Below are 11,797 nucleotides of genomic sequence, written 5' to 3'. Positions count from 1 at the left end.
AAGGAGAAATCCACATGTCCACTCTTGAAATCAAGAACCTGCACGTGAGTGTAGAGACCAAGGAGGGCTCGAAGCAGATCCTCCGCGGTGTTGACCTGACCATCAACTCGGGTGAAACCCACGCGATCATGGGCCCCAACGGCTCCGGTAAGTCCACTCTGGCTTACTCGATCGCAGGCCACCCAAAGTACGAGATCACCGATGGTGAGGTTCTCCTCGACGGTGAGAACGTCTTGGAGATGTCGGTTGACGAGCGTGCTCGCGCCGGTATGTTCCTTGCCATGCAGTACCCGGTTGAGGTTCCAGGTGTCTCGGTATCGAACTTCCTGCGCACCGCCAAGACCGCGATCGACGGCGAAGCGCCCGCTCTGCGCACCTGGGTCAAGGACGTCAAGTCCGCTATGGCTCAGTTGCGTATGGACGACTCGTTTGCTGAGCGTTCCGTGAACGAGGGCTTCTCCGGTGGTGAGAAGAAGCGTCACGAGATCCTCCAGCTTGAGCTTCTCAAGCCAAAGTTCGCGATCCTCGATGAGACCGACTCCGGTCTGGACGTTGACGCGCTGCGCATCGTGTCCGAGGGTGTCAACCGCGTCAAGGACAACACTGACGCCGGTATCCTCCTGATCACCCACTACACTCGTATCCTGCGCTACATCAAGCCTGACTTCGTGCACGTGTTCGTTGCCGGACGCGTTGCCGAAGAGGGTGGCCCAGAGCTCGCTGAGCGTCTTGAGGCTGAGGGTTACGACCGTTACCTCCAGGGCGCCACCGCCTGAAAGACGTCGGCCGGGTTGTTGATTTTTGATTGACGACGATCCGTCCGGGTTCACCCCTCGTGTTGCGTAGGGGTGGGCTCAAGATTTTCAGGTGCGCTGCCATCGTGCCGCATGGCGGCAGCGCACCTTTCTTTTCCGACCTGAGGAGTCGAGATGTCTCAGCTTTTTGATGATGGTTCCGCCCGTGCGGGACACGGTGAAAGCGTCCTGAGCGCAACGGAGCTGGCTGCTGTACGTGCGGACTTTCCACTGCTGATGCGCACTGTGCGCGACGGTAGGCCTCTTGTCTATTTGGATTCAGGTGCGACAAGCCAGAAACCTGATCCGGTACTTGACGCTGAGCAAGACTTCTATCTACAACGCAACGCCGCTGTACATCGTGGCGCGCATCAGTTGGCCGAGGAAGCCACGGATGCGTTTGAGTACGCGCGCGAGCAGGTAGCGCGGTTTGTCGGTGCGGACGTTGACGAGATCGTGTGGACCTCAGGGGCCACTGCCGCCCTGAACCTCGTCGCCTATGGTTTTGGCAATGCTACGCTCGGGCGTGGGGGAGACGCCGCACGACGGTTCGCGTTGAGCGCAGGCGATGAGATTGTGGTGACCGAGGCTGAACACCACTCGAACCTCATCCCGTGGCAAGAGCTTGCGGCGCGCACGGGAGCGACACTCAAGTGGATTCCCGTCCTGGACAGTGGGCGGCTCGATGTCTCCGCATTGGCCACCGTGGTCACCGAACGCACGAGGATCTTGGCGTTCACCCACGCCTCCAACGTGACCGGTGCGATCACCGACGTCGCCGCCTTTGTGGCCCGCGCCCGTGAGGTTGGCGCACTCACCGTGCTTGACGCGTGCCAGTCGGTTCCAAATATTCCGGTGAATCTCCACGAGCTCGGCGTGGACTTCGCGGCGTTCTCTGGACACAAGATGCTCGGACCTACGGGCGTTGGCGCGCTCTATGGACGCCGGGAACTCCTTGAGGCTCTGCCACCCGTGAGTTTTGGTGGCTCCATGGTTGAGGTGGTCACGATGGAGTCGTCCACCTTCATGCCGCCACCGCAGAAGTTTGAGGCGGGAACGCAGATGGTCGCCCAGGCCGTCGCCATGGGTGCGGCCGCCCAGTATCTGTCCGAACTGGGCATGGCCGGTGTTTACGCGCACGAACGCGAACTTGCGCGCGAGATGCTGACGATCGGCTCGATCCCGGGAATCAGGATTATTGGTCCGACGGATCTTGAGAACCGCCTGGCCGTGGTGGCGTTTGTCGTAGAGGGAGTCCATGCACACGACGTGGGCCAGATTCTGGACAATGACGGTATCGCGGTGCGAGTTGGACATCACTGTGCTCAACCGCTGCACCGCAGGTTCTCTATAGCCTCAACGAGCAGGGTGACGGGCTCGGTCTATAACACCGTTGCGGAGGTCCGGGCGTTCCGGGAATCTTTGACCGGTGTGCGGGCGTTCTTCGGATTGGAATGATTTTCTCTAGGTTGTGCGCGAAAGGCAGATACGTTGAGTAACTCAATGGAACAGCTCTACCAGCAGGTGATCCTGGATCACTCGAAGCATCCAACAGGTAAAGGGCTGGTGGAACTGTTGGAGGGTATCGGCGCGGAGTCGCATCAGGTGAATCCGACCTGCGGTGATGAGGTCACGATGCGGGTCTCGTTTGCTGGTGATGAGTCATCGCCTACCATCTCCCAGTTGACCTGGGACGGTCAGGGCTGTTCGATCTCGCAGGCTTCAGTGTCGGTGCTCACCCAGTTGGTTGAGGGCAAGACCGTTGAGGAGGCAGAGCAGATCGCGGAGATTTTCCGTGAACTCATGGACACCCGCGGTAAGGGGTTCGGCGAATTGGATGAGGCGGCTGAGGCCAAGGAGGATGCCCTTGGAGATGCAACGGCGTTCACCGGAGTCTCGAAGTTCCCGGCGCGCATCAAGTGTGCCTTGCTTGGATGGTCGGCTTTGAAAGACACGTTTGCCAAGGCTGGCGTGCACGGCTCGTAAGTCTTGGTGCCACGGTATAGGTTTGTAAGGAAGTTGGAGATGTGCGCAACTTGTCGCAGGACTCCACGTAATTGAAGGAGACGCTATGAGCAGCGATACCACTGCAGAAGCGCCGTTCACAGTCGCTGACGTCGAAGAAGCGATGCGTGACGTGATTGACCCGGAGTTGGGGATCAACGTTGTCGATCTTGGTCTTGTGTATGGGGTCTCGATTGAGGCGGATAGCACCGTTGTCATCGATATGACCTTGACCTCTGCGGCCTGCCCTTTGACCGACGTGATCGAGGACCAGTCGGCTCAAGCGCTTGAGGGCTTGGTCGATTCGTTCCGTATCAACTGGGTATGGATGCCACCGTGGGGTCCAGAGCACATCACTCAGGATGGACGAGACCAGTTGCGGGCACTTGGCTTCAACGTCTGAGTTAGTGAGTTACGTCTCGGTTCGCTGAGGCTGATATAGGCTGGCACAACAAAAGGGACGGTTTCCTCGTTGAAACCGTCCCTTGGTCGTGGCTGCAGCACAGTCGAGCAATGTAGGAGTGTGCTGCGGTATCCCACATCGACGCGGGCCGTGGAAAGAAGGCGGGGGTGAGTAGAGGGTTTAGGCGTCGACGGTCTCGGCGAACCTGGCAACCTCAGGTAGGCCACCGCGGCGTGAGGCGCTCATGACGACAATGGCGTCGGTGAGTTGGTCCATGAAGTGTTCTGCGTGTTCAGGAAGGCGATCCTCGTAGTATCCAATCGCCTGGAGTCCGGCGTACTGAACTGTCTTGGTCAGGTCTGCTTGGTAGCCGTCCCCGAGGGCTGGAGGGAATGAGAAGCGCATGGCTTCAAGGGCGGTGATGCCTTTGACGTGTAGGCGCCCGACCGCACGGTAGTGGTTGATCGTGAGAAGTACCTGATCAATAAAAGAGTCCACAGTTGTGGCCAATACGTACTCCATAAGGATCTGATCCTTGGTGTAGGCACCGGAGAACGTGAGGCCTGAGTAGTCGGGAGTGGGGGTGGTCATGTTGTTTATCTTAATCTTCAAACATTGGAAGTCAAGGGATTTCAGAACAAAAACTATCCACTTGGAAATGTGATGTGCGTCAATATCGCCCAGATTCGGTATACCGCCTTTCCATCGGGAAAGTAAGTATTATTTAATGCCGCACTTAACGGGTCCGTGTCTTCGAGGCTATCATGAGTGCAGCGCTTGATGTGTTGATTTGCCTAGGTGTTGTTGTGTATGGGGACGAGCGCCGCTGTTGTGTCAGGAACCTGTCATCGGTTTCCCCGTGCGTTAAATAAATCGACTCGGGGCCGGTCTAATTAATTATGTCGTTGAACAATTTAGGATCGAGGATGTAATTTCCGGTTGATAGCCAACACCTTCAAATATGTGTCCACGCTGGATATTGTGCTAATCAATTTGGAGTTCAATGTGCGCGGCCACACGCTTTTACCAGCGTATTTGATATGTACCAAGGGTGCTATAGAGGCCCATTGAACTGCCTTGATGCACCCTGTTTGTCTCAGGGTTCATGGCGAACAGTCGCGGCATCAGGCTCTATGCAGGCGTTTTCGTACGTGCGTTGTCTTCCGTGCCCAGCGCTGCACGTCGAGCTGGATGTGGATTGGTGACACATGCATGCAGTGCTCCTCGCCACTAGCGTTCCTCGTCTTGAGCGTAGGCATCGTAGTCGAGCATCCGCCAGCCCTCGGCTCCATGTCTGACCTCGAAGAAGCCCGGGAGTTGTTGATCCACCGTGTACCGCAGGAATGGGGCACTCCCCGGCGACGAATAGTAGGTATGTGTCATGGTGGCGTCAAAGTGATAGTGAGCATCACCGAGTTCGGTGGCCTGAAGAGCCTCGGAGGGGAGTACTGATGAGAACTCGACTGGGAAATCTGCTGATACTGCGGCGTTGATTGCCATGATGTCTGCCAGGCATATCTGGCATTCTCTTCCAGCGAGTTCCATGACTGTTGAGGTGTCCAAGGTCTCGACAGCTTCAAGCAGGGATAGAAAGTAGAAGGTGGCAAAGGCGAGTCCACCATCCACGTCCCGCTGCCTCATCACCTTGGCGCGAGTCTCTGGATCGCGCGGGATGCTGGTTTCCGCAGTGGGCGATTCAGTTTCTGAGGCGCTGGGATCCAACCGTTCAGGACTGCCCGTGGATGTGCTCTCAGAGGAGCGAGGATCGTTGCCTTCAGAACGATCTGCTGTCAGTGGCTCTGCCCCTGCCGCTGCTCCCGCGACAGCCGCAGGGTTTTGCATGGTGGGTGGATGCTTGAGGGATACTTCACTCCCGGGGGAACAAGCTGTTGAGATGAGCAGAATCAGCGAGAGCAGGCAAAGCGCCGAGATCTTCTTCATGAGGTGACCAATCAAACTGTGCGGATGAGTTACGCGGTATGCGCGTATTCATCACACACGGTCCTCACAAGGCATAACCAGCGAGTGGCACGATCTGTGGACGAAACACTCAGGTGCGAGTCCTGTGGAAACAACGACTGCGGTATGTGGGTGCAACAGTGAAGGCAAAAAGAAATGGGGCGGCCCCTCTTAAGAGGGAACGCCCCATTCACCTGGCAGCCTAGTCACTGCAACAGGTCGATCTCTTCCCAGAACGCCCAGCGCAGGGTACGGCGCACGCTTTGTAGGTAGGTGTCCTGTTCACCGATTGCCTGCGCACAGTCTTTGAGGAGTACCCGGTCAATGTCCGGTGGCAGCAGTGGACGATCAGCGATGATTTCGGAGAGCTCGGCCTGCGTGGTCGAGTTGTACCAGGTGCGAGCAACCGATGTGCCGATGCGCCGAGCCGTCTCAATGACCTCCTGTTCATGAGCGGTGGCTCCAACGTATCCGCTCATACCCTCGCTCGTCATACCTGTGTGGGACGAATACACGAGAGCCGCAACTTCCGCCTGCTGCGCAGGAGCCGACTGGGTGGTGGTCTGAGCGAGTCGTGAAGCGATCTTCGCAGGATTCGGAACACCCGGCTTTGGCACGGCAGAAGCTGACTCAACAATCGGCTCCTCACTCGCTTCGACAGCAACCACCTCCGGTGCGGGGCGTACCTCAGCCGAAGCAATCGCAGATGCGGTCTTTGCCCGCTCGTCGTCAGCCGTATACGTGCGCGTGAACGTGGAGTTCAGTAGATCTTCTGGAATCGACATAATCGAGTCCACGGTGACCGCAAGGTGATCTGCAACGGATGAATAACCGAGACGAGCACTCTCATCGGGGATTCCAAGCAACACGACCTTCAATCCGAGTGACTGGGCCTCCTCGACCGCTTCGGTGAGGTCGTCGTCACCGGAAATCAGGTATGCGGTACGTACCGAGCCAGTCCGAGCCAACCCCACGAGGTCGAGTGCAAGACGAAGATCCACACCCTTTTGCTCCCCAAAGTAGTTCAACCGACCAAGACGCACCTTTACGTCGGGAATCATCGCGATCTTCTTCTGCTCATCGGTGAGCAGACCATCGCGCGACGCGTCGTACCAGTACGTGCGCAGGTTAGTCGTTCCCGAGTGAACCTTCACCTCTCGTGTCAGGCCTTTGATAAGAGTTGAATATTGGACCTTCACAGCGTTTCTAAAAGTGGTATCAGCCACACGGTGACCGCCGGCGGACAGTAGAAAGCCAGCATCGACAAATATGGCAGTTTGATTAATCATGTCGCAATGTTACGTGGTGAAGTTGGAAGCCCGCTGCATTCGGGGAGGTAGCACCACGCAATTACACAGAAATCCGCCACTGCGACTGTAAAGTCCGCTATCAGTCACACACAATCTTCACGTACGGCTGGGTTCAAGGAAGGCTAGCGTCATGACACGATCAATCATTAAGACACTCGCAGCAGGCCTCATCGCCACCTGTGCGGCTACCGCCGCTATCGCGGCAGCACCACCCGCAGGAGCACTGTCCCTGTCCGACCCCACCGAGGTCCCAGCACAAGTCACCACTTGGTTTGCGGAGAATTCCAGTCGGCTTGTCGACGAGTCGGACCGCTCGGGTGTGCTGGGCACCCCTATCCCACACTACGTCCTCGACACCTCAAGTATGTCCTTCCTCGAGACGTACCCAGACTCATTCGGCGCACTGTATCGAGGCGATGGCGTCTATTGCGCACCCATCACACACCACCCAGAAGATGACACCTCAATACAGGGTCAGACTTCAATGCAGAGTCAGACCCCAACAAACACTGAAAACCCAGTGGCGCTCGCAGACGACTACCTGTGCACCGCAGTGACCGTCTCCGAGGCCGGGGAAGCCAGTCAAGGAACAACCGCCCCACACATCGTCACCATTGAACGCGAAAACACCGGCTACACTGGACAACCCAAACTACTCGTCACCTACCAAGGTGCACTATTCACCGAAAGCCCACCCGAAAACTCGAACGGCGGCAAAGTCCACGCCCTCAACGACAAAGCCCTCGCACTATTCGGCACACCACACGCACCCGCAGATACCTTCGGAACCTGGCTACTCTCCGTCGGGCAACTCCCACTCGAAGCACCCAAGTACGTGACCGACTGGTTCACCAACCAGGCACCCAAACTCATCAACGAAGCCTATACAGGATCAGTAGGGATGACACTCGACGGCACAAACACCGTAGAAATAGCCCACGTCATACCCCTCGCATACGAAACCGCGCCAGACATAAACGCCATGAACGGCGAACCAAACACCTGGCTCACCCTCACCGACACCCCAACCTGGGACCCAGAGGTTCACACCTACTGCGCCCAGCTCATCATCGACTCAGCCCTCAGTAACTACTACCAATGCGCCCAAACAGCCGCCCCACAACCCGACACACACCAGCCACCTCTCGAACTGACCCACCTGTTCGAAGCCGACTACTCGTCGCCAAGCAGCACCTACACCGCCCCACTCATCCTCATCAGCGCCAACGGCGCACCCGGCTATTACACCTACCAAGCCGACCACACCATCTACGCCCTCGAAAGCTGGGCAAGAACCTACCTCGACGGCTACACCATGAGCGCCGACACCTACCTCGCCACAACCCAATACAGCAACGCCATCATCGAAGAACTCACCCGAATCAAACAAGACCCACACAACCGAGCACTCACAGGAGCCAACACCCTCGAAGTAAGCCACCACCAAACACTCCTGCGCGAAGGCATCGCCAACTACGGACACATCAAACTCGCCACAGGCATCGCCATCGGTATCACAACCACCCTGCTCCTCACCTGGGCCACACACCGCTACCGCACACGGACAAAAACCAGCCACTAACCAGAGGACAACAAGCCGAAACGCACTGCGGCTGTCAGAATAAAAGAGACACCGGAAAACAAGGAGCAAAACAGTGCGACAGGAGAAAGACCTCCTCGGCTACCGAGACATCCCCGCAAACGTCTACTGGGGCATCCAAACCCTACGAGCCGTCGAAAACTTCCCCATCACGGGAACCCCCATCTCGCACCACCCCAACCTCATCAAAGGACTCGCCGCAGTCAAAATGGCCTGCGCCCAATCCAACGCCGAGCTGGGGGACCTCGACCCCGCCATCGCAAGCGCCATCATCGGAGCCTGCCAACGCATCATCGACGGCGAACACCACGACCAATTCATCGTCGACGTCATCCAAGGCGGAGCCGGAACCTCCACCAACATGAACGCCAACGAAGTCATAGCCAACCTAGCCCTCGAAATCACCGGACACGAACGAGCCCGCTACGACATCATCAACCCCAACGACCACGTCAACCTCTCCCAATCCACCAACGACGCCTACCCAACCGCCCTCAAAGTCTCGCTGCTCTACTCCATCGAAGACCTCAAAGCAGCAATGCGCCACCTCGAAAACACCTTCGAAGAAAAAGCTGACCAGTTCTACACCATCCTCAAAATGGGGCGCACCCAACTCCAAGACGCCGTCCCCATGACCCTCGGACAGGAGTTCAAAGCCTTCGCCATCATGATCGGCGAAGACCGCGCCCGCATCGACGAAGTCGCAACCCTCCTCACCGAAATCAACCTCGGCGCAACCGCCATCGGAACCGGCATCAACGCACCACACGGATATGCGGCGCTCGCAGCCAACTACCTCAGCGCGGTCAGCGGATTCAACGTTGTGACCGCGGCGGACCTCGTCGAGGCAACGCAGGATGTCGGGTCGTTCGTACAGCTGTCAGGAACGCTTAAACGAGTAGCGGTAAAACTCTCCAAGATCTGCAACGACCTGCGTTTGCTGTCCTCGGGGCCACGCGCCGGGTTTGGCGAGATCAACCTTCCCGCAATGCAAGCTGGGTCCTCGATCATGCCGGGTAAGGTCAATCCGGTCATCCCGGAGGTGGTCAGCCAGGTCGCCTATGAGGTGATTGGCAATGACGTCACCATCTCCATGGCAGCCGAAGCCGGGCAACTGCAGCTCAACGCATTCGAGCCCATCATCTTCCATAAACTCGATTCGGGAATTGCGCACCTCACCGCCGCCTGCCACACGCTCGCAGACCGGTGCGTTTCCGGTATTAGCGCCAACCAGGAACGGCTGCGCGGCATGGTCGAGCAGTCGATCGGTCTGGCGACCGCCCTCAACCCGCTACTCGGATACTCGGTGGCCACCTCGATCGCTGCCGAAGCTTTGGCATCGGGGAGGGGAGTCGCCGAGATTGTCCGGGAACGCGGGCTCATGACCCAAGCCGAACTTGATCTGGTGCTCAGCCCAGAGCGGCTAGCAAATCTTCGGCCACGTGTTGGAGACGCCGAGGAACGCGCGCAGGTAAGCAAGGAACAACTGTTTGAGGAGCCACAGCCGTAGGCGCACACGTCACGTTTGGAGGCTTCACTGATTGACGTGCGGGATTTGCGACGAACTGGCCAGTCACCCACACCCGGCCCGACCCAGCGAGGCTGGGTCAGATGATTGCGTGATGAGGTGTGGAATCGTCGCCAAGCAGGAACTTCCTAACTGTGCGAGTGCGACTACTTTAATGTGGCCAAAACGGCACCCGCCTGGTGCGCCTAGCCGGTGGCTGCGGTGAGAGGATGTGGAATTGTGAACACGCAGTTACCAGAACACCAGCCACTTGTTTCCGTTTCCCGCGGAGGCGTCATCGAATCCGTCCACTATGGGTCACTGACCGTTATCGCAACTGATGGCAGCCAGATCACCCGTATTGGTGGTCCTGGTGCACCGATGTATGCGCGGTCCTCACTCAAGCCCCTTCAAGCTCTGGCGATGGTGCGTGCTGGTTTCACTGGGACCGAGGAACAGGTTGCACTTGCATGCGCGAGCCACTCCGGTGAGCAGTTCCATCTGGACACCGCGCTCAGCGTACTGCACGCGCACGGCCTCACCGAAGCACACCTGCAGAACACCCCAGACCTTCCTATCGGCGTGCATGCTCACCCCGCGGCAATCAAGGCTGGGAACGAGAAGAGCTCGTTGCAGCAAAACTGCTCGGGGAAACACGCTGCGATGCTCGCGACGTGTGTGATCAATGGCTGGTCGCTTGAGGACTATCTCGATCCACAGCACCCACTACAACGCCAGATTCGAGCGACTATCGAAGAGGTCTGTGGAGAAGCGGCCAGTAACGTCACGATCGACGGCTGTGGGGCTCCGTTGTTCTATCTGTCGTTGGATGCGATGGTTCGGGGATTCGCTCATATTGCAACGACCGCGCAGAACGCACCAGATTCCGCCGAAGCCGTCGTGTACACGGCAATAAGCAGTCGCCCAGAGCTTGTTGGTGGAACCGATCGTGATGTCACGGACATGATGCGCGCGTTCCCTAGGCTCATCACAAAAGATGGGGCAGAGGCTGTTCAGGTGGGTGCATTTGCTGACGGACGTGCATTTGCACTCAAGATCTCTGATGGGGGAGCACGTGGTCGCACTGCTGCGACGCTCCGGGTACTTGAACTCCTTGGACATACGGACAAGGAACTGACCGAGAAACACTGGCCCACGGTTTTGGGACATGGCGAACAAGTTGGAGAGGTCGCAGCGCTGTTCTGACGAGTGCCTTCCAGGACTCTAGTCAAAGGCGCTGAGATGCGCGTTTTCGGCCAAAATTACGATCGGGATCGAACAGGTGTATCATTAGCGCAAAAGCGCGCAAACTCGCCTTGGACAATTTTCTCGAAAGGTCATCGTCGCGTGGACAGCACAAATATGCCCAGACAGGGGCCAACCGTTGCCGTGGCAATGGCTGCTCTTACCGTGACCCCCGAGCAGAAACTTGCTGTGATTCTGTGTGAAGCAGAGGGTCTACTGATGCTCCCCCGTGCGGAGGTTGGCTCAGGGGAGCGCCTCAAACACGCCGCGCGCCGGGCATTGTATACGGTGCAATCCTCAGAATCCGAAGGCGGGGGTTCATCAGAGTCGGGATTGAACGCGGGGCCAACCACGTTTCAGCAACTTCAGGTATTTGAACGCCCCGAGGACGGTTGGGCACTGACAGTCTCCTATCTGGCGGCCTTCCCATACGACAGTATCGACCTCACGGAGGACTTTCGCGTGGTTCCGGTGGAATCGGAGATTGCGCAGCGCATCGTTCAACCGGATCGCGAGATTGTGGAGCATGCGACTGGATTCCTACGACGTGAATATCAATTGCGGCCCGACCCATATTGGTTCCTGGAATCTGACGAGGTGACGCTGCTTGACCTGCGGGCACTTCATCAGACTGTTGCCAACAGGGTGATCCTGAAGGACTCGTTCCGCAGGCGAATGCTTCCGCGCCTTGTCGCAACTGGTGAAGTCACCCAGGGGCGACTCGGTAAACCTGCCCAAACCTACACGCGTAAACCGTTGAGTTAGTATCGCCCCTCCCGATCCTGTGTGCCTGGACAGAACACGGTGATTTTCCGGGATGAAGGTGTTTTTTCTTGGGACTTGATTCCGGAAAATCACCACGCGGCTGGGTGGAGCGCGCCCAGTAGCGTTCGATGGGAAGTGCGCGAGGGTGAAATCCACTCAACGAGAGCTTGAGAAAATTTCATGACGCTACTTCCGTCAGAGTCCGAAACA

The 11,797-nt window shown here is 57.7% G+C and carries 11 protein-coding genes; 8 read left to right on the top strand and 3 right to left on the bottom strand.

What is annotated here, in order from left to right; genetic code table 11:
* The first annotated feature begins 14 nt into the window (after positions 1-14).
* The 4 genes from sufC (at position 15) to ACFSYH_RS03745 (ending at position 3,201) form a co-directional block, all read left to right on the top strand.
* Positions 15-776 (top strand): Fe-S cluster assembly ATPase SufC, encoded by a 762-nt coding sequence (gene sufC, locus ACFSYH_RS03760; protein ID WP_377465185.1) that lies wholly within the window; start codon positions 15-17, stop codon positions 774-776.
* Positions 777-929: 153 nt separating this feature from the next.
* Positions 930-2,252 carry a SufS family cysteine desulfurase gene (locus tag ACFSYH_RS03755; RefSeq protein ID WP_377465183.1) on the top strand — a complete coding sequence of 441 codons (1,323 nt, stop codon included), beginning with the start codon at positions 930-932 and terminating at the stop codon, positions 2,250-2,252.
* A gap of 33 nt (positions 2,253-2,285) precedes the next feature.
* Positions 2,286-2,780, top strand: coding sequence for a Fe-S cluster assembly sulfur transfer protein SufU (gene sufU / locus ACFSYH_RS03750; protein ID WP_377465182.1), 495 nt, complete (start codon positions 2,286-2,288; stop codon positions 2,778-2,780).
* Between the two features lie 85 nt (positions 2,781-2,865).
* Positions 2,866-3,201, top strand: a complete 336-nt coding sequence (locus ACFSYH_RS03745; protein ID WP_377465181.1) for a metal-sulfur cluster assembly factor — start codon at positions 2,866-2,868, stop codon at positions 3,199-3,201.
* Between the two features lie 180 nt (positions 3,202-3,381).
* On the opposite strand, the gene ACFSYH_RS03740 is transcribed toward ACFSYH_RS03745, so the two are convergent.
* The 3 genes from ACFSYH_RS03740 to ACFSYH_RS03730 all read right to left on the bottom strand — a co-directional run bounded on the left by ACFSYH_RS03740 (position 3,382) and on the right by ACFSYH_RS03730 (position 6,449).
* Positions 3,382-3,792 carry a hypothetical protein gene (locus tag ACFSYH_RS03740; protein ID WP_377465180.1) on the bottom strand — a complete coding sequence of 137 codons (411 nt, stop codon included), beginning with the start codon at positions 3,790-3,792 and terminating at the stop codon, positions 3,382-3,384.
* A 639-nt stretch (positions 3,793-4,431) separates the two neighbouring features.
* The gene (locus ACFSYH_RS03735; RefSeq protein WP_377465179.1) at positions 4,432-5,142 is read right to left on the bottom strand and encodes a hypothetical protein; all 711 of its coding nucleotides are present in this window, start codon (positions 5,140-5,142) and stop codon (positions 4,432-4,434) included.
* 224 nt (positions 5,143-5,366) lie between these two features.
* Positions 5,367-6,449: an NYN domain-containing protein gene (locus tag ACFSYH_RS03730; RefSeq protein WP_377465177.1), complete on the bottom strand. Its 1,083-nt coding sequence runs from the start codon at positions 6,447-6,449 to the stop codon at positions 5,367-5,369.
* Between the two features lie 151 nt (positions 6,450-6,600).
* Between ACFSYH_RS03730 and ACFSYH_RS03725 the strand changes: the two genes are divergently transcribed.
* The 4 genes from ACFSYH_RS03725 (at position 6,601) to ACFSYH_RS03710 (ending at position 11,587) form a co-directional block, all read left to right on the top strand.
* Positions 6,601-8,052: a hypothetical protein gene (locus tag ACFSYH_RS03725; protein ID WP_377465176.1), complete on the top strand. Its 1,452-nt coding sequence runs from the start codon at positions 6,601-6,603 to the stop codon at positions 8,050-8,052.
* A 73-nt stretch (positions 8,053-8,125) separates the two neighbouring features.
* A complete protein-coding gene (locus ACFSYH_RS03720) occupies positions 8,126-9,580 on the top strand; it encodes an aspartate ammonia-lyase (RefSeq protein ID WP_377465175.1) in 1,455 nt (484 codons plus the stop codon).
* A 237-nt stretch (positions 9,581-9,817) separates the two neighbouring features.
* Positions 9,818-10,783: an asparaginase gene (locus tag ACFSYH_RS03715; RefSeq protein ID WP_377465174.1), complete on the top strand. Its 966-nt coding sequence runs from the start codon at positions 9,818-9,820 to the stop codon at positions 10,781-10,783.
* A 141-nt stretch (positions 10,784-10,924) separates the two neighbouring features.
* Positions 10,925-11,587: an NrtR DNA-binding winged helix domain-containing protein gene (locus ACFSYH_RS03710; protein WP_377465173.1), complete on the top strand. Its 663-nt coding sequence runs from the start codon at positions 10,925-10,927 to the stop codon at positions 11,585-11,587.
* Positions 11,588-11,797 lie beyond the last annotated feature (210 nt).

The sequence above is a fragment of the Populibacterium corticicola genome (assembly GCF_042683685.1).
Taxonomy (GTDB): Bacteria; Actinomycetota; Actinomycetes; order Actinomycetales; family Cellulomonadaceae; genus Timonella; species Timonella corticicola.
This window is presented reverse-complemented; position numbering and strand designations above follow the sequence as displayed.